16 protein-coding genes are annotated in these 19,242 nt (G+C 50.2%); 4 read left to right on the top strand and 12 right to left on the bottom strand.

From position 1 onward, the window contains the following. The first annotated feature begins 9 nt into the window (after positions 1-9). Together WCN91_RS01725 and WCN91_RS01720 are read left to right on the top strand one after the other, a co-directional pair. Positions 10-1,557, top strand: a complete 1,548-nt coding sequence (locus WCN91_RS01725) for a serine hydrolase (RefSeq protein WP_342675694.1) — start codon at positions 10-12, stop codon at positions 1,555-1,557. Positions 1,558-1,655: 98 nt separating this feature from the next. After that, entirely contained in the window at positions 1,656-2,591 is a 936-nt protein-coding gene (locus WCN91_RS01720) for a histone deacetylase family protein (RefSeq protein ID WP_342675693.1), read from the top strand. A 317-nt stretch (positions 2,592-2,908) separates the two neighbouring features. Here the strand turns inward: WCN91_RS01720 and WCN91_RS01715 are convergent, their stop codons facing one another. Continuing rightward, positions 2,909-3,181 (bottom strand): hypothetical protein, encoded by a 273-nt coding sequence (locus WCN91_RS01715; RefSeq protein WP_342675692.1) that lies wholly within the window; start codon positions 3,179-3,181, stop codon positions 2,909-2,911. Between the two features lie 73 nt (positions 3,182-3,254). Here WCN91_RS01715 and WCN91_RS01710 point away from each other — a divergent pair, with 73 nt between their 5' ends. Next, on the top strand, positions 3,255-5,783 hold the full coding sequence (locus WCN91_RS01710) for an EAL domain-containing protein (RefSeq protein WP_342675691.1): 2,529 nt from the start codon (positions 3,255-3,257) through the stop codon (positions 5,781-5,783). Here the strand turns inward: WCN91_RS01710 and WCN91_RS01705 are convergent. The 11 genes from WCN91_RS01705 to rpsU all read right to left on the bottom strand — a co-directional run bounded on the left by WCN91_RS01705 (position 5,731) and on the right by rpsU (position 18,017). Further along, positions 5,731-6,561, bottom strand: a complete 831-nt coding sequence (locus WCN91_RS01705; protein WP_342675690.1) for a DUF2797 domain-containing protein — start codon at positions 6,559-6,561, stop codon at positions 5,731-5,733. The genes WCN91_RS01710 and WCN91_RS01705 overlap by 53 nt on opposite strands. Before the next feature lie 154 nt (positions 6,562-6,715). Further along, complete coding sequence (gene purD / locus WCN91_RS01700) at positions 6,716-7,999, bottom strand: phosphoribosylamine--glycine ligase (RefSeq protein ID WP_342675689.1); 1,284 nt, start codon at positions 7,997-7,999, stop codon at positions 6,716-6,718. A gap of 12 nt (positions 8,000-8,011) precedes the next feature. Further along, a complete protein-coding gene (locus WCN91_RS01695; RefSeq protein ID WP_342675688.1) occupies positions 8,012-8,833 on the bottom strand; it encodes a class I SAM-dependent methyltransferase in 822 nt (273 codons plus the stop codon). A 106-nt stretch (positions 8,834-8,939) separates the two neighbouring features. Further along, positions 8,940-10,526 (bottom strand): bifunctional phosphoribosylaminoimidazolecarboxamide formyltransferase/IMP cyclohydrolase, encoded by a 1,587-nt coding sequence (gene purH / locus WCN91_RS01690; RefSeq protein WP_342675687.1) that lies wholly within the window; start codon positions 10,524-10,526, stop codon positions 8,940-8,942. Between the two features lie 391 nt (positions 10,527-10,917). Then, positions 10,918-11,208, bottom strand: coding sequence for a DNA-binding transcriptional regulator Fis (gene fis, locus WCN91_RS01685; protein WP_010374122.1), 291 nt, complete (start codon positions 11,206-11,208; stop codon positions 10,918-10,920). 26 nt (positions 11,209-11,234) lie between these two features. Then, positions 11,235-12,200: a tRNA dihydrouridine synthase DusB gene (dusB, locus tag WCN91_RS01680; protein ID WP_342675686.1), complete on the bottom strand. Its 966-nt coding sequence runs from the start codon at positions 12,198-12,200 to the stop codon at positions 11,235-11,237. A gap of 276 nt (positions 12,201-12,476) precedes the next feature. Further along, positions 12,477-13,355: a 50S ribosomal protein L11 methyltransferase gene (gene prmA, locus WCN91_RS01675; protein ID WP_342675685.1), complete on the bottom strand. Its 879-nt coding sequence runs from the start codon at positions 13,353-13,355 to the stop codon at positions 12,477-12,479. An 86-nt stretch (positions 13,356-13,441) separates the two neighbouring features. Next, positions 13,442-15,289, bottom strand: coding sequence for an RNA polymerase sigma factor RpoD (rpoD, locus tag WCN91_RS01670; RefSeq protein WP_342675684.1), 1,848 nt, complete (start codon positions 15,287-15,289; stop codon positions 13,442-13,444). A 124-nt stretch (positions 15,290-15,413) separates the two neighbouring features. Further along, entirely contained in the window at positions 15,414-17,186 is a 1,773-nt protein-coding gene (gene dnaG / locus WCN91_RS01665) for a DNA primase (protein WP_342675683.1), read from the bottom strand. 147 nt (positions 17,187-17,333) lie between these two features. Then, positions 17,334-17,780, bottom strand: a complete 447-nt coding sequence (locus tag WCN91_RS01660; RefSeq protein WP_342675682.1) for a GatB/YqeY domain-containing protein — start codon at positions 17,778-17,780, stop codon at positions 17,334-17,336. Between the two features lie 21 nt (positions 17,781-17,801). Beyond that, positions 17,802-18,017 (bottom strand): 30S ribosomal protein S21, encoded by a 216-nt coding sequence (rpsU, locus tag WCN91_RS01655; RefSeq protein WP_342675681.1) that lies wholly within the window; start codon positions 18,015-18,017, stop codon positions 17,802-17,804. A 196-nt stretch (positions 18,018-18,213) separates the two neighbouring features. On the opposite strand from rpsU, the gene tsaD reads away from it, so the two are divergent. Then, positions 18,214-19,230 (top strand): tRNA (adenosine(37)-N6)-threonylcarbamoyltransferase complex transferase subunit TsaD, encoded by a 1,017-nt coding sequence (tsaD, locus tag WCN91_RS01650; RefSeq protein ID WP_342675848.1) that lies wholly within the window; start codon positions 18,214-18,216, stop codon positions 19,228-19,230. The last annotated feature ends 12 nt before the right edge of the window (positions 19,231-19,242 follow it).

Below are 19,242 nucleotides of genomic sequence, written 5' to 3'. Positions count from 1 at the left end.
ATAATAACAATGAAATTTAAAACGCTGCTGCTGTGCAGCGCCGTGTTGCTGGGATTAAATAGCCCGGCGCAAGCCAAGCTGGAAGAGCAAAAAATTACCGCCGCCATTGAGCAATCCATGGCCCGTTTCGATGTGCCCGGTATGGCCGTTGCCGTGGTGGCCGAGGGTGAAGTCGTTTATGCCAAGGGTTTTGGTGTGCGCCACCTAGATACCAAGGAGCCGGTAACCGCCGACACCCTGTTTGGTATAGCTTCAAATACCAAGGCCTTTACCAGTGCGGCCCTGGCCATGCTGGTAGATCAAGGCAAGTTAAACTGGGATGACAAGGTGATTGACCATCTTCCCGAGTTTCGCCTCTATGATGCCTACGCCACGCGGGAGATGACTATTCGCGACTTGCTTAGCCATCGCAGTGGTCTGGGGTTAGGGCAGGGTGACCTGATGATTTGGCCGGACACGGATAAATCGGTGGACGATATTATCCAGAGCCTGCAGCATCTTAAGCCGCAGTCCAGTTTCCGCAGTACCTACGCTTATAACAATCTGATGTTTGTCACCGCCGGTGAGGTGGTTGCCCGTGTTAGCGGCATGAGTTGGCAGGACTTTATCGAGCAAAAGATGCTAACGCCTTTGGGCATGGAGCAGTCGCGTGCCGGTTTTTCCCGTATCGATGAAGATAACAGCAACTATGCTACCGGCCATATTCCCTTTAACGGCAAGCTGAACCCCTTCTTCGTCAATTATCTGGAAGACTTCCGTGGTGCCGGTGCTATTGCCTCAAACGTGAAGGAAATGAGCCTGTGGTTGAATACCCAACTTAACGCCGGGGTTATGGCCAATGGCGAGACCCTGTTTAGCGCCAAGCAGCAAGAGCAAATGTGGCTGCCGCATATTAATCGCGCCGTTTCTAAAGCGGCCTTTACGGCGACCAGACAACAGTTCAGTGGCTACGGCTTAGGCTGGTCTATTGTTGATTACCATGGCTATAAACGCGTCGGCCACGGCGGTGGTATTCTTGGCATGGTGTCGCAGGTTTCTCTGTTGCCTGAGAAAAAGCTTGGCGTCGTGGTGCTGTCGAATCAGCAGGCTTTTGCCGCGCTTTCGGCGGTGACCGAAGAAATCTTTGAGCAGGCTTTAGAGCTTGAAGATCAAGATTATGTTGAGCGTTTTGCCGAGCGTCATTTTAAAAATAAGGAGCAGGCCTACGCCAATGCCAAGCCGGGTTTAGTCGAAGATTATCAAAGCGCCTTACCGCCTATTTACTATACTGGTACGCTTCATGATGCCTGGTATGGTGACGTGGTTATTGAGCAACTTGATGGCAAGCTGCGCATTGATTTTACCCACACCAAGCGCTTAAAGGGCGAACTGCAGCACCACAGCGGTAACAGCTTTATTGTTAAATGGGATGAGCCCATGCTTGAAGCGGATGCCTTTATCCACTTTACCCTGAACGAGCAAAATAAGGTAAGCAGCGCCAGGATGCACGCTGTATCTACTGAGGTTACCGATTTCAGCTTCGATTTCCGCAACCTGGATTTACGTCCGAAGAAGTAGGCCAGTCCTGAAAGTATACAAGCTAACACCAAAGTCGCAGGGTCAAGGCGCTGCGACTTTGTTAAGCTTTTGATTAAAGTGTTTAATGTAGCCAGCTTATGTCCCGTATCGCCGTTATCACTCATCCCGCCTGTCGCCGCCATCAAATGGGCAGCGATCATCCCGACTCGCCCGCTCGGCTGGATGTAATTCAAGACCGCCTGCTTGCCAGTGGCTTAGATTTAGAACTGGCACAATTACAGGCGCGCAAGGCCGAACGAAAGGACTTTCTCAGTGCTCACAGTGAGCAGCTGGTGTCCTTGGTGGAGCAACGTATACCGGATATTGGCTATGCGGATCTCGATGGTGATACGCGCTTGTGTCCCGAGTCATTGCAGGCTATAGAGCGTGCTGTTGGTGCCGGTTTAACGGCCGTGGACGAGGTGTTAGCGGGAAATATAGACGCTGGCTTTTGCGCGGTGCGCCCGCCCGGTCACCATGCCAGCCGAGAGCACAGCGCCGGCTTTTGCGTTTATAACAATCTCGCTATTGCCGTGCGTTATGCGCAGCAGCAAGGGATAGAGCGCATCGCTATTTTGGATATAGACGTACACCATGGCGATGGCACCCAAAGCATTTTTGCTGATGAGCGCAATGTCTTGCTGTGCTCCTTGTTTCAAAACCCGCTTTATCCCAACCCCGAGCCGGTCGATAGAGCCAACTTGATCCAGTCCCCCTTGCCACCGGCCAGCGATGGTAATGATTTACGCCGTTTGGTTGAAAGCCAGTGGTTACCGGCCTTGACCCATTTTGCTCCACAGTTGATCTTTGTATCCGCCGGCTTTGACGGGCATCTGGAAGACGATATGTCGGCACTCAAATTTGTTGAGCAGGATTATGCCTGGTTTAGTCAGCGCCTTGGTGAATTTGCCAAGGCCCATGGCGTGCTGGGCATAGTGTCATTTTTAGAAGGTGGCTACCATCTATCGGCCCTGGCCCGCGGTGTGGAGCATTATCTGCGTGGGCAACTGGCTGCCTACGAAGAGCAGCAATAGTCTTGATTTTGTAGGTCGACCTTTGCCACCATCGTTGTGGGTCAGGCTTCAGTCTGACAATTAACCTCGCAAGGCTAAAGCCTCGCCCACAGGTGTCTGTGAGATCTGGGTTAGCAGCCTGACAATTAACCTCCAACCTTCCTGTAGGTCAGACTTTGCCGCCATGGATGGCGGTACTAGGGTAACGCAGGAGCAGTTACCTAGCAGTCTGACAAATGAGCAAAACAGGAGCACATTGCCGAAAGGCCGATAATCAATAACCTTGCAAGGCTAAAGCCTCGCCCAGAGCACCGATCTACAAGGCCCACGGCATCGGGCTACTCGATCAAAGGCCAAACCTGGCTTTCATCCTCAAGCTGTAATTTGGTCAGGCAACAATGACCTTCGGCGCTTAAATAATTCTGCACGGCCGCACATAACTGCGGCCATTGGCGGGCTAGGGATTGACCTTGGGTATCAAAATAATGATGACGACTATCTAGGATAAAAAGCAGATGGCCATTATCCGCCGCCGCGAGCTCACCGGCATCAGTGCACAGGGTAATAAAGTCTGACTCAACGGCCAGCACCGGGAATTCTAAGTTGGGCATTTTTTGTCCTAGGTCAAACAGTGTAAGGCTGATGTCTATTAGTATCATGATGTTACAATCAGCAGGATAAGCAATGCAACTGAGTACAAGGGATTACAAGGTAAAGGATGCACGGACCTTACCGCTCTATTTTTGTGCACCCACACAGGATGTATTAACCGTAGTTGCCCTGATGCGCCAGCACAATGTCAGCGCCATAGCCGTGCGTGAGCACGATAAGGTGGTGGGAGTTTGGACCGAGTCCGATTGTGTGCGTATGCAGTCGCAAAACCTGGGCTATACTCGCCAACCCATCAGCGAGCTGATGTCGACCCCTGTGCACTGCATTGAAAGTGAGGACAAACTCAGTGATGCGGCATTAAAATGTGCCAATTTGGGCATTCGTCATTTATTGGTGCTCGACCCACAGGGGCTGCCTAGTGGCTTGTTATCCCTTGGCAATATAGTCGATAGCCAAGGCCTTGAGCATTATCTTCATTTAAAAATTATCGGCGAGCACTTCGACCGCCATGTTCCCTGTGTGCCAGGAAACAGCACCCTGACTCAGGTGGCGCAGCAAATGGCCAAGTCTAGCACTCATGCGGTCTTGGTTAAGCACCAAGAGCAACTGGGTATAATCACCGCCGCCGATGTACTGGATATGCTGCTGTGCATTGATGAGGAGCAGCCTTGCTGGCCTCATGCCAGCACAGACTTGGTGACCGTGACCCCCAAGGATAGCTTGCTCTGCGCCTACCATAAGCTGCATCAGCACCGTATTCGTCACCTGGTGGTGATCGATAGCCACAGCGGGTGTGAGCTGGGGGTGTTAACGCTCAAGCATATCAATACCGAGATTGAGTCGGCGTATTTAACCGAGCTTAGGACGGTGCTGGCGGAGCGTGACTCAGCGCTACAGGCCTCGAAGAAGGATCTCTACCTGGCCAACAAAATTATTTCTGCTTCCTTGGATGGCATCATGATCACGGATCAAAGCGGCGTGATTTTGCAGGTTAACCCGGCCTTTAGTCGCTTAACCGGCTACAGTGCCCAGGAAGTAATAGGTAAAACCCCCAAGCTGCTTAGTTCGGGTCACCATAGCGCAGCTTTTTATCATTGCATGTGGCAGACCTTGGACCGTGATGGTGTCTGGCAGGGGGAGATACACAACCGCCGCAAGGACGGCGATACCTATGTGGAATGGTTGACCATTATCGCTATTCAAGAGCAGGGCGATGAAAATCCGGTTTATGCCGGCATCTTTACCGACATTACCGAGCGTAAGGCTGCGGAGCGTAAAATTGCCAAGCTGGCTTATTTTGATGATTTAACCGGGCTGCCTAATCGCCGCTTGTTTAAAGACCGTCTCAGCGTCGCTCTGGCTCATAGCCAGCGTCAGCAGCAACGCCTGGCGGTGATGTTTATCGATTTAGACCATTTTAAAGGAATTAACGATACTCTCGGGCACAGCATAGGCGATGACCTGTTAAAGCAGGTGGCGCAGCGTCTGCAGCACTGTATTCGTAGTGGTGATACACTGGCGCGCTTAGGTGGCGATGAGTTTACCCTCTTGTTGAATGAGGTGGAGAGCGTCGATGAGGTAATAAGCTGCGCCGAGGAGGTGTTGGCGCAATTCAATGCCAGCTTTTCACTGGCGCAAAAGAGCATCACGGTTACCACCTCTATCGGTATTTCCCTCTACCCGGATGATGGCGGCTCGATGGAAACTCTGCTAAAACATGCGGATGTGGCCATGTACCGCAGTAAGGAGTTGGGGCGTAACTCCTATCAATTGTATAAGGCTACCATGAACGCGCGCTCCTTAGAGCGCCTCACCATGACCAGTCGTATTAAGCAGGCGCTGGATCGCAACGAATTTGCTCTGCATTTACAGCCGATATTTTGCGCCGAAGATACTAGTTTGGCCGGTGCCGAGGCCTTGATCCGCTGGCAGGATCCGCAATTGGGGGTGATCTCGCCGGGTCAGTTTATTCCTTTGGCGGAAGAGTTGGGGTTAATTACCCATATCGACCGCTGGATGATAAATAAAAGTTGCGCCTTGCTGGCCCTGTGGCAGCAAGATAAAAGCTGGCAAGGGCGGCTGGCTATTAATATCTCGGCGGCGCATTTTTGTCAGGATGGGCTGGTTACAACCCTGCGTGAGGCCATTGCCCGTTACCAAATCGATGCCACTCAATTGGAGTTGGAGATCACCGAAAGCAGCTTTATTAAGTCCTTTTCTCATGCCAAACAGGTGTTGTTGGAGTTAAAGTTATTGGGTGTAAATATTGCCCTGGATGACTTTGGTACTGGCTATTCGGCGCTGAGCTATTTAACCAAGTTGCCCATAGACAAGCTGAAAATAGACGCCAGCTTTATTGCCAAGGTGCCGGATGAATACGGTAACAGCGAGATAGTGAGCGCCATAGTGGCCATGGCCAAGAACTTGAATTTATGTGTGGTGGCCGAAGGAGTGGAAAAGCCCTGCCAGCAGCAATTTTTACAGCAGCTCAATTGCGACTATCTGCAAGGCTTCTTATTGGGCAAGCCTTGCAGCAGTGACGAATTTACTAGGCGCTATAGTCTACCTCAACCTCGTAAGCTCCAAACTTACGAATGTTGATAACACCGGTATCAAAGATCAGGTATTGGCCCTTAATTCCCAGGAGCACGCCGCTGACCTTGGGCTCTTTATCGAAATTAAAAGAGCTGATTTTGCTTGGGTAGGTGTCCACGGGGTAGTTTATCTCGACCACTTTTTCGTCCAGCACTTCCACCGCGGTGGCGCCAAACAGTTCCGCCAGTTCATCTAGCTTGGCCTGGATCTGTGGCAAGAGTTCATCGCGGGCGGCAAGCAAGTCCACTTCAACCTGAGTGCCTTTGAGCATATTGCGCCAATTGGTTTTATCGGCAATAAACTCCGCCAAGGCGACTTCCACCAGGCCGGATTGCAGACGTGTCTGGACCTTGATAATAGGCAGTGCCGCCGTTGCGCCCTGGTCTATCCAACGAGTTGGGATCTGAGTATGACGGGTGATGCCCACCTTGAGCCCTGAGGTATTTGCCAGATACACATAGTGGGGGATCATGCAGTTCTCCTCACCCCATTGTGGCTCGCGGCAGGTGCCTTGATCATAGTGGCAGGTTTCCGGCTTCATAATACACATATCACAGCTGGCAAGCTTGCGCATACAGACAAAGCAATGGCCCTGAGAGTAGCTCTTCTTGGTTTTCTTGCCGCAGCTGGAACAGAAGATGTTACCGCTGTAGGTCAGGGTCAGGTTTTTTCCTATCAGCTCATTTAGCGGTAATAGTTCGTCGCCGACGGGAAGCTGGTATTGCACCGCCGGGTTGTGCTCATCACCGAGCTGGGTTTTCATTTTTTTTAGTGTGCCTTGCATATTGCGCCCCAATGGGAAAAGTATGGGCTAATGGTAACAAACCACTGCGGCACTGTCTTCGGCCAGCAGGCTTTGCCGCGATTGGGCGGATAAACTTCAGGCAATAAAAAAGCGAAGCCGGAGCTTCGCTATTCAATAGGCCTTGGCGGCCAGATTAGCTTTCGCGAGCAATGGCGCGATAAGCGATATCGGTACGGTACTCAACGCCGTACCAATCTATGGCTTTTACCAGCTCGTAGGCACGTTGTTGTGCCGCGGTTACTGTTTCACCTAGTGCGGTGGCACATAGTACGCGGCCACCGGCGGTCACTACCTTGTCGCCATCTTGCTTGGTACCGGCGTGGAAGACTTTTTCACCTTCCGGATATTCAACAAGCAGGCCTGAGATAGCGTCGCCTTTAGGGTATGAGCCTGGGTAACCTTTGGCTGCCAGTACCACACCTACCGCAGCGCGCGGGTCGAACTGAATGTCTGTTTTATCCAGCTCTTCACGGTTTGCGGCTTCGATAAGCTCAACCAAGTCCGACTGTAGACGCAGCATAATAGGCTGAGTTTCTGGGTCGCCAAAGCGGCAGTTGTACTCGATTACCTTAGGCGTGCCGTCTGCAGCAATCATAAGACCTGCGTATAGGAAACCCGTGTAAGGGTGACCTTCCGCAGCCATGCCAGCAACGGTCGGGTTGATCACTTCATTCATGATGCGATCATGAATTTCTGCAGTTACCACAGGTGCCGGAGAGTAGGCACCCATACCACCGGTATTAGGGCCCTGATCGCCATTGTAGGCGCGCTTGTGGTCCTGACTGGTGGCAAATGGCAATACATTCTTACCGTCAACCATAACGATGAAAGAGGCTTCTTCACCCTCAAGGAATTCTTCGATAACCACGCGGCTACCGGCTTCACCAAAGGCATTACCCGCTAGCATATCGCGTACTGCTTCTTCCGCTTCCGCTTCGGTCATGGCCACGATCACGCCTTTACCTGCCGCTAGGCCATCGGCCTTAACCACGATAGGAGCGCCTTGCTCTTTGATGTACTCAAGCGCTGGCTCGATTTGCTCAAAGGTTTTGTAAAACGCGGTGGGGATATCGTGGCGTGCCAAGAAGTCCTTAGTGAAGGACTTAGAGCCTTCAAGTTGCGCCGCGCCTTGGGTTGGGCCGAAAATTGCCAAGCCTTGCTCGCGGAAGGCATCAACCACACCAATAACAAGCGGTGCTTCAGGGCCAACAATAGTCAGTTCAACGTTATTTTCTTTCGCAAATGCGATAAGTGCCGCTATGTCTTCAACACCAATGTTTACGTTTTCTAATTTTGGCTCAAGTGCGGTGCCGGCGTTACCCGGAGCAACAAATACTTTTTCTACTTTGTTTGATTGAGCGGCTTTAAACGCAAGTGCGTGTTCGCGGCCGCCACTGCCAATGACTAGTACATTCATGGCTTATAAATCCTATAGGGGTTTGATGAATTTCAGCGTCATCCGATCACTTTCGCCGATCGCTTCATATTTAGCGCGATCTTCTTCACCCAAACTCAGGCTGGGTGGCAATGTCCACACGCCTTTTGGATGGTTAGCGAAGTCTTTCGGATTGGCATTGATTTCACTTTTCGCAACCAGTTCAAATCCAGCTTCTTGTGCCAGTGCAATCACCCAGCTTTCTTTAACATAGCCCGAACGTTTGGCCTTACCGCTATCGCGCGTTTCTGGCAAACGGTGATCCACTACACCTAGCACGCCACCGGGTTTAAGAGCGGTATGAAAGGCGCGCATGGCATCTTTAACACCTTGCTCGTCGCCATTTATATACCAGTTATGCAGATTACGGAATGTCAGCACCATATCGGCGCTGCCTTCTGGGGCGATATTATGGTGGGTGCCGGGATGGAACTCGGTGAGTCGGATGTCGGCATAGGCACGGGTGTTGGCCATCTTTTCCTTAAAGCCAGCCAATGAGCGCTGGTAGTACTTCACGTCCGAGTCTGCCGGGAAGTGGGCGGCATACAAGGTGCCTTTGCCTTTAAGTAAAGGAGCGAGAATATCCGTGTACCAACCACCGCCTGGAGATACTTCAACCACTGTCATATTCGGCTCGATACCGAAAAAGGTCAGAGTTTCTACCGGGTGACGATATTGATCTCTGGCTTGTGCTTGTGCACTTCTTAGTTCGCCTTGGCTGGCTTCAGTCAGTTGTTCACTGGTGCTGGTGCTTACACAGGCGCTTAGTGAAAGCGCGATGGCCGCGGTTAGCGCGGTTTTAAAGCCAAATTTCATAATCGAATCCTTGTGATAATTATTATGTGTTAACACAAAATAGCAGATTGATTTGAATAGTCTACGAAAACACGCCAGAGCCTAAATGGCCCTGGCGGTGAGTTGCTTAGTGGCGGAAATGGCGCATACCGGTGAAGACCATTGCCATGCCAGCTTCGTCGGCGGCGGCAATTACTTCTTCATCACGCATTGAACCACCTGGCTGAATTACCGCAGTAATGCCAGCTTCGGCCGCGGCATCGATACCGTCACGGAATGGGAAGAAGGCATCAGAAGCCATAACCGAACCTTTAACTTCAAGGTTCTCATCGGCGGCTTTAATACCGGCGATCTTCGCCGAGTATACGCGGCTCATTTGGCCGGCGCCCACACCGATAGTCATGCCGTCTTTGGCGTATACGATGGCATTTGATTTAACAAACTTGGCTACCTTCCAGCAGAACATAAGATCTTTTAGTTCTTGCTCGGTCGGCTGACGCTTAGAAACCACTTTAAGGTCGCCCATGCTTACCATGCCCTGGTCACGGTCTTGTACCAGGATACCGCCGTTAACGCGCTTGATATCAACGCCTGTGGTTTGTGCTTGCCATTGACCACACTCAAGTAGGCGCACGTTTTGCTTGGCTGAAACGATTTGTGCCGCTTCTTCGCTGATGCTTGGAGCTATGATCACTTCTACGAACTGACGGGCGATAATGGCTTCTGCGGTATCCGCATCCAATTCACGGTTGAAAGCGATAATGCCACCAAATGCCGAAGTTGGGTCGGTTTTAAAGGCACGGTCATAGGCTTCAAGGATGTTTTCACCCACAGACACACCACAAGGGTTAGCATGCTTCACGATAACACAGGCCGGGGCATCAAATTCTTTTACGCACTCAAGGGCTGCGTCGGTATCGGCGATATTATTGTAAGAAAGCGCCTTACCTTGAATTTGCTTGGCCGTTGCAACTGAGGCTTCTTCAATGTCGTTTTCAACATAGAAGGCTGCATCCTGATGCGAGTTTTCACCGTAGCGCATGTCTTGCTTCTTGGTGAACTGCATATTGATGGTGCGTGGGAACTTAGTATCGGTTGCCGCTTCTTCGGTGTAGTCAGGAACCATTTTACCGAAGTAGTTGGCGATCATGCCGTCGTACTGAGCCGTGTGCTCAAATGCGGCAATAGCCAGGTCAAAACGGGTAGCGTGTGAGGTCGAACCTTGGTTCGCCTTCATTTCTTCGATAACGCGGCCATAGTCGGCGGCATTAACGATAATGGTCACGTCTTTGTGGTTCTTCGCCGCAGCACGAACCATAGTAGGGCCACCGATATCGATATTCTCAATCGCGTCTTCAAGCGAGCAGCCTTCTTTTGCCACCGTTTGCGCGAATGGGTATAGGTTTACAACTACCATGTCGATTGCATCTATGTGGTTTTCAGCCATAACGCCTTCGTCTTGGCCGCGACGGGCTAAGATGCCGCCGTGAATTTTTGGATGCAATGTTTTAACGCGGCCATCCATGATCTCAGGGTGACCGGTGTGATCAGATACTTCAGTTACCTTGATGCCGTTGTCTGCAAGCAGCTTGCAGGTGCCACCGGTAGAAAGAATTTCGACGCCTTGAGCGGCTAGCTCACGAGCGAAGTCAACGATACCTGTTTTATCAGATACGCTCAGGAGCGCGCGACGAATTGGACGATGTGTATCCATGGTAGTTTTTGTTACCTCAGTTGAGTAGATAATCTTGTCATAGGTGACACCAGTTATTGGTGAATTCGACCTAGGGGTTAGACAAGGGGTTTGCTTAGAAACCCTATTTTAAACAATGATGATGTTTTTGTATAACACCAATCCAGATAGGTCTTCGTTCATTCTTGCTGGCCAAAAATGCTCATCGCTGTGTTATAGATTTTATAATTAGAATGACTAGTTACTTCAATCTATGCCTTGCTCTGGGCTTTTTTTTCTGCGCAATTTTCTGAACACTTACTTATATGGATTGGTGAACACCGCGACCGATGCCTCGGTCATTTTTGCGTATGGGCGAAAATAAAAAAGCACCCTAGGGTGCTTTTCGGTGCAGCTCAAGGCTGCGAATAAATTAGTTCATGCCGTACTTTTTCAGCTTCTTACGTAAAGTGCCACGGTTGATACCTAGTAAGATGGCTGCACGGGTTTGGTTACCGCGTGTATAGGTCATTACTTCTTCTAGAAGCGGCGCTTCCAGCTCAGAAAGAACAAGTTCATAAACGTCTTGTACGTCCTGGCCGTTAAGCTGTTTAAGGTAGTGGTGAACAGCTTTTTTAACAGCGTCGCGAAGAGGCTGTGGTTTCTCTTGTGACTGAACGTGGGCGTTAGTAATAAAAGGAGAAGTCACATTTTGTTCAAACATCGTTGTATTGTCTCTTTCTTTCTGGATTAGCAATAAGTTTCAAAGTATTCATTCAGTGCATCCACCTGAGTTTCAGGTGTTTCTAGCGCATTAAATACTCGCCTAAACTGACGGTCTTCGTCGTGGGTTTGCAAATACCATCCAACATGCTTTCGAGCAATCCGCGGCCCCATGGCCTCACCGTAGAATTGATGGAGATTAACTAAATGCTCCATCAGAATACTGCGCACCTCGGTTATGGCCGGGGGCGGAAGTATTTCTCCGGTTTTTAAATAATGGTCAATTTCCCGGAAAATCCAGGGGCGACCTTGAGCGGCTCGTCCAATCATGATGGCATCTGCGCCCGTATACTCTAATACCTGCTTCGCTTTTTGCGGTGAACTGATATCACCGTTTGCAACCACAGGAATTGACACTGAACCCTTGATCGCTTTGATCGTGTCGTATTCGGCATAGCCTTTGTACATACAGGCGCGAGTACGCCCATGTACGGCTAATGACTGAATACCATTGTGTTCAGCAATCGCTGCAATCTCGACGCCGTTGCGGTTGTCCACATCCCAGCCGGTACGGATTTTTAATGTGACGGGCACATCTACCGCTTCCACCACAGCTTTCACTATGGCTTCGACTAAGTCCGGATACTGCAACAAGGCAGAGCCTGCGAGCTTTTTATTCACTTTTTTGGCAGGGCAGCCCATATTTATATCTATGATCTGCGCGCCGTTGGAAACGTTAAACTGCGCCGCTTGCGCCATCAGCTCAGGGTCAGCCCCCGCAATTTGCACGGAGCGAATACCCGATTCGCCGCTATGATCCATACGTCCCATGGATTTGGCGGTTTGCCATACCTTGGGATTGCAAGACAACATTTCAGAGACGGCCAGTCCCGCGCCTAAGCTACGACACAACTGCCGAAAGGGGCGATCTGTGATCCCCGCCATCGGTGCAACCATCAAATTGTTTTCTAACTGGTAAGGACCAATTTGCACAGCGTTACAATTTACCTCGTCTCAAGGGGCGCTAAGTTTACGGTTTTTTGAGGCAAAATCAAAGGCTAGAAATTGAACAAAAGTGCTTTTTTTTTAAACTTTTTGTATTGACATTTTATAACGAGTGAGGGCACTAAGGTTTTTGCCTGTTTTAAGAACACCTGCTTGACAGGGCTTATATGGCGGGGTGTTGATGGAGCGTAAACAGTGTAAAAAGAGTGAGAAATGGCCTGCACAGGGACTTTTGTCCGCTGTGCAGGGGAGGATCAAAAACGGTTATTTTTTAATCCCGCTGATCCGCACCCATTCGCCTTCCTGGGCAATGGGATCTAGGGTCACTTTTTGTTCGTAGCAAGCGGCCACGGATTCGGCTTGTTCTTCAAGCACTCCGGAAAGAGCAAGCTCGCCTCCTGACTTCAACAGGCCAAGAATCACCTCGTTTAACTCGCGCAGCGGCTGGGCAAGAATATTGGCAACGACCACATCGGCTTCAAAGCTCGGCTGATTCTCTGGCAGGTAAACTTCAAGTTGGTCGGCAACGCCATTGCGCTCGGCATTATCCATACTGGCATCGAGCGCTTGCTGGTCGATATCTATACCTATAACGCGTGCGGCGCCAAGCTTAATGGCAGCGATACCTAAAATGCCAGAACCACAGCCGAAGTCGACCACGGTTTTACCACTTAAATCCAGGCTCTCAAGCCAACGCAAACATAAGGCTGTAGTGGCATGAGTACCAGTACCGAAGGCCAGACCCGGGTCGAGCATGACGTTGACCGCGGATGGATCCGGAACATCTAACCAGCTTGGGCAAATCCATAAGCGTTCGCCAAACTGAATCGGCTGGAAATTTTTCATCCATTCCCGTTCCCAGTCTTTATCTTCTAGCTGTTCTATTTTGTAGTGGAACTGCTCTTTTAGCTCGGGCTGAACCTTAAGGTAGTCGACCACCTCCTGCATATCATGTGTGGCTTCGAACAGGCCGATCACTGTGGTTTCTGCCCAGTATCTTACTTCGCCTGGCTGCGGTTCGAAGATGGGTGTGTCTTTAGTGTCCATAAAGGTGACTGATGGGCAGCCGACATCCATAAGATGGTCACTGATTGCGTCCGCCGTTGATTCGGTGGCACGAATGCGAATTTGAATCCAAGCCATGTTAGTCCCCATGTTGGATGAATATTATAAATGATACGCAAAGGCCGCTAAAAAGCGGCCTTTGTAATGTTTTAATCAGACGCGTTTTACTTGTTTGCGTCTAGGAAGCTTTTCAGTAGATCTGAGCGTGAAGGGTGACGTAATTTACGCAGGGCCTTGGCTTCGATCTGACGGATACGCTCACGGGTTACGTCGAACTGTTTACCTACCTCTTCCAAGGTGTGGTCGGTGTTCATATCGATACCAAAACGCATACGCAATACTTTCGCTTCACGAGCCGTCAGGCCAGCAAGCACTTCGTGAGTTGCACCCTTGAGGCTTTCCATGGTCGCCGAGTCGATTGGCGATTCAATGGTGGTATCCTCAATGAAATCACCAAGATGCGAATCTTCATCGTCACCGATTGGGGTTTCCATCGAGATAGGCTCTTTGGCAATTTTCAGTACCTTGCGGATCTTGTCTTCCGGCATCATCATGCGCTCGGCAAGTTCTTCCGGATTCGGTTCACGACCCATTTCCTGCAACATTTGGCGAGAAATACGGTTTAGCTTGTTGATGGTCTCAATCATGTGTACCGGAATACGAATGGTACGGGCCTGGTCAGCGATTGAACGCGTGATAGCCTGACGGATCCACCAAGTCGCGTAAGTCGAGAACTTGTAACCACGACGGTATTCAAACTTATCAACCGCCTTCATCAGACCTATGTTACCTTCCTGGATTAGATCCAAGAATTGTAGACCACGGTTGGTGTATTTTTTGGCGATTGAGATAACCAAACGTAAGTTGGCTTCAACCATCTCTTTCTTAGCACGGCGGGCTTTTGCTTCACCGATACTCATGCGACGGTTGATGTCTTTAATACGCTCGATTGATAAACCTGTGCTTTGCTCAATATGCTTAAGCTTATTGATGCAGCGCTCAATTTCCGGCTTCAATTCGGCCAATTTGGCTGAGTAGTTTTCACCGGCTGCGATTTCAAGGTCTAGCCAGGCGCTGTCGGTTTCATTGTTGGCAAAGTGCTTAACGAAGGTTTTCTTCGGTACCTTCGCAACCTGTACCGCCTGCTTCATGATGATGCGCTCTTGTACACGCACTTTATCCATCATGTCGCGCATGTTATTAACCATGCGGTCGAATTGCTTAGGCACTAGCTTAAAGGTGCGGAATAGCTCACCGATCTCAACAATAGCTTCTTTAGCGTCAGGGTGTGAACGACCTTTTTCTTCGAAAATTACACGGGCACCGTTGTATAAGTTACGCAGATTCTCAAAGTGGATACGAGCTTCTTCCGGATCTGGACCGTTATCCGTTTCTTCTTCCGAGCTATCGTCGTCGCTGTCATCGCCATCATCGTCTTCGTCATCTAAGTCATCATCACTTAGTTCTGAACCTATATGGGTGGCTGAGATTTGCGTTTCTTCTTCGTTAGGATCGAAAAAGCCGGTAATAATGTCGCTCAGGCGGATTTCTTCCGCTTCGAACATATCCCATTGCTCAAGCAGGTGAGAAATGGCTTCCGGATATTCGGCTACAGAAATCTGTACCTGGTTGATACCTTCTTCGATACGCTTGGCGATATCGATCTCACCTTCGCGCGTTAATAGCTCGACTGTGCCCATTTCGCGCATATACATACGCACCGGATCCGTGGTGCGGCCGATTTCTTTTTCTACGGTGGCAAGTGCCGCAGCGGCAGCTTCTGCCGCATCCTCATCGGTGGTGGTCTCGGCCATCATCAATTCATCGGCATCTGGCGCACTTTCGCAAACCTTGATACCCATGTCATTGATCATGCTAATGATATCTTCGACCTGATCCGAATCTATGATGTCTTGTGGAAGGTGATCATTCACTTCAGCGAATGTCAGATAACCTTGCTCTTTACCTTTCTGAATCAGAAGTTTTAGTTGTGACTGAGGAGTTGGATCCATAGAGATTTGCTCTTCCACCCTGATAAATTAATACAACAGGCGTCAGCTTAAGTACCTAAGCTGGTTGCCCCAAGCCGGTTTGACGCGGTGAATAGCGTAGTATAACAGACCGTGAAATTTCTGGCTAGCTTTCGAGCACTTCACTGCCTTTAAGTGCTTGAGTCAGCAGGGCGTATTCACGCCGCTCGGCCACGCTAAGACCTTGAGTCTTGTCCTTTATTAATAAGGACTCTAAACGGTGATTTAAACACTGATCTTCAATGAATTTGACCGTTTGTTGGAAATGAGGTTCCAACACCTCATCGTTTATTTGATGAGGCCAAGCGGCCAACTTGGTTAGGGCGCCATATTCCGCACGCTCGCGGTAGTGCTCCAGCAGTTGCGCGGTGCGCGCTCCCGGGTTATCGAGACAATGCTTTTGTATGGTTAAAAACAGCTCCAGACCGGGCAGGCCGAGGCTGGCCAGCTCTGGCATGTAGTCAATGCTGGCCGCCAGTTGCGGGTGCTGCAGCATAAGGGCGATGGCGGTGCGCATTGGCGTCATCTTAAACTGGCTTTCCACCCTGTGCTGTTGGCGCGGAGTTTTAAGTTTGGCATTAAGTTGCTCTCGGGTACGACCGATAAAGCGTGCCAAACGCTCCAGCAGGTTTTCCTGATAGAATTCGCTGGGGATCTTCTCAATCAAGGGCAGAGCCAGGCTCAGTAATTTGGCTTTACCGGCATCCTGAGTAAGATCTATATCGTCGCTCAAACGGCTAAAGAAGACGTCGCTAAAATCTCTGGCATCGACCAGGCGCTGTTCAAACGCGGCTTTACCTTCTTGCTGCACCAAGGAATCCGGGTCTTCGCCGTCGGGCAGAAATACAAACTTCAGTGCCTTGCCGTCTTTTAAATGGGGCAGGGCATTTTCTAAGGCCCGCCAGGCGGCATCGCGACCGGCGCGGTCGCCATCGTAGCAACATACCACCTTATCCGTGGCGCGCAGTAGCATCTGCATATGTTCGTTGGTGGTCGCCGTACCCAGGGCCGCCACCGCGTATTTAATATCGTGCTCCGCCAGTGCTACCACGTCCATATAGCCTTCAACAATCAGTAATTGCTCCAGCTTTTTATGAGCCTGTTTGGCTTCATAAAAGCCATATAACTCAAAGCCTTTGTGGAAAATACGAGTTTCCGGCGAGTTCAGGTATTTAGGGCCATTATCGTCCTGACCCATAATGCGCCCGCCAAAGGCGATAACGCGGCCACGACGATCGCGAATAGGGAACATCAGGCGATCGCGAAAGAAATCAAAGGTGCGACCATTGTCTTTTTGCGTTGCCAGCTTGAGCTCGATCAGCTGTTGCTTTTGTTTCGGGTTTTTCCCTAAGGTTTGGCACAGGGCTTCCCATTCGCTGGGGGCATAGCCGATACCGAAGTCTTTTACCGTTTGCCCGCTTAAACCACGGCCTTTAAGGTAGTCAATCACCAGCTGGGCATTGGCATGATGGCGCAGTTGCTGCTGATAATAGCGCGCGGTTTGCTCCATTAGATCGTAATCGGATCGTTTTTGCTCTTGGGAGACAGGTGGACGATCGCTTTGATTAAAATTGCCTTGCTCTCTGGGCACTTCCAGGTGCAATAGGCTGGCCAGCTCTTCAATGGCGTCAACAAAATCAAGCTTGTCGTACTCCATCACAAAGCTGATGGCATTGCCATTGGCACCACAGCCAAAGCAGTGATAAAACTGTTTATCCTGGGAAACGGTAAAGGATGGGCTCTTTTCATTGTGAAATGGGCAGCAAGCCTGGTAATCCTTGCCTGCTTTTTTCAGGTTTACGCGTGAGTCGATCAACTCGACTATGTCGGTACGCGCTAAAAGATCGTCGATAAATTGTCGGGGGATCTTACCTGCCATTGGCAACACCTAAGAAGAAAAGAGAATCACACTAGTATATCAAGGGCGATAGGAAAAGGGGTTATAAATTTATGCCTTGATTTTTACTTGCTTAGAAACGAAGAAACCGAGCACTAGGCTCGGTTTGCTTGAAATTGCTTTCGCGAATTAGGCGTTAAGACGCTGTTTAATAAGACCTGATAATTTGCCCATATCGGCACGGCCTTCAGCTTGACTCTTAATTACGCCCATCACTTTACCCATGTCCTGCATGCCTTGTGCACCAGTATCGGCGATGGCTTTATCAATCAATTGATTGATTTCATCTTCGCTCAGCTGCTTTGGTAGAAACTCTTCCAAAACACTCATTTCAGCTGCTTCAACATCGGCAAGATCGTCACGACCGGCATCCTTATACTGAGTATAAGAATCACGGCGTTGCTTCACTAATTTAACAACAACCGAAGTAATATCGGCTTCGTTTAAAGTGATTTGCTCGTCGATCTCACGCTGTTTAACGGCTGCGAGTACTGAACGAATAGCACCAAGGCGTAATTTGTCCTTGGCACGCATCGCGTCTTTTTGTGCATCTTTTAGCGAATCTAATAGACTCATGACAACAAGACCGGACAGTGATTAGTATAATTTAACGCGACGTGCGTTTTCGCGAGAAAGCTTTTTCATGTGACGCTTAACAGCAGCCGCTTTTTTACGCTTACGCGCAGCGGTTGGCTTTTCATAGAACTCGCGGCTACGAACTTCTGAAAGGATACCTGCTTTTTCACATGAACGCTTGAAGCGGCGTAGAGCTACGTCAAACGGCTCGTTTTCTCTTACTTTAATTACTGGCATTAAAATTTCACCTACCTAACTTAATGAGCTGCACTCATTCGATCAAATAATGATCATGTGGTTCAAAAATGGTGCGGCATTGTAATCCGAGTTACCCCGGTGTGTAAAGAATAAATATCACAATACTGGTAAAATTGCACCAAGGGAGTAGAATATGCGGCCTTATCAGCCACATCGCCCTGCGAGGAGACAGACATTGCGCATTTTGGGGATTGAATCATCCTGTGACGAGACCGGGATCGCCATCTATGATGACGAACAAGGTTTGTTGGCCCACCAACTCTATAGCCAAGTAAAAATGCACGCCGACTACGGTGGTGTGGTGCCTGAGCTGGCGTCGCGAGATCATGTGCGTAAGACTCTGCCCTTGATTGAAGCGGCCTTTGCCGAAGCGAATTGTGGTCCAGAGGATCTCGATGGCGTTGCTTATACCGCGGGCCCTGGCCTGGTGGGCGCACTTTTGGTGGGATCCTCGATCGCACGATCCCTGGCCTATGGCTGGAAGCTGCCTACCGTGGCCGTGCACCATATGGAAGGTCACCTGCTAGCGCCCATGCTGGAAGAAAAGGTGCCTGAGTTCCCATTCGTGGCCTTGCTGGTATCCGGCGGCCACACCTTGTTGGTCAAGGTAAGCGCCATTGGCGAGTATGAAGTATTAGGTGAGTCGGTGGATGACGCCGCTGGTGAGGCCTTCGATAAAACCGCCAAATTATTGGGGCTGGATTATCCAGGCGGCCCTTTATTGGCGAAACTGGCCGAGCAAGGCACCCCGAATCGCTTTAAATTCCCACGCCCTATGACCGACAGACCGGGTCTGGACTTTAGCTTCAGTGGCCTGAAAACCTTTGCCGCCAATACCATTCGCAGCGAAGGTGACGATCTACAAACCAAGGCTGACATTGCCCATGCTTTCCAAACCGCGGTGATCGACACCCTGGCTATCAAGTGTAAGCGCGCCCTTAAGGAAACCGGTATTAAGCGTTTGGTGATTGCCGGTGGTGTAAGTGCCAATACCTATTTGCGTGAGCAGTTGGCGCAGGTGATGCAGGGCATGCAGGGTGAAGTATTTTATCCGCGTCCGGCATTTTGTACGGATAACGGCGCTATGATCGCTTATGCGGGTATGCAGCGTCTTAAGGCGGGACAAACGGCTACCCTGGATACTCGAGTTCAGCCTCGCTGGCCGATAGACACACTGCCTAGCATTCGCTAACAGGCCTAAGCG

The sequence above is a fragment of the Pseudoalteromonas qingdaonensis genome, from assembly GCF_038739665.1.
Classification (GTDB): Bacteria; Pseudomonadota; Gammaproteobacteria; order Enterobacterales; family Alteromonadaceae; genus Pseudoalteromonas; species Pseudoalteromonas qingdaonensis.
This window is presented reverse-complemented; position numbering and strand designations above follow the sequence as displayed.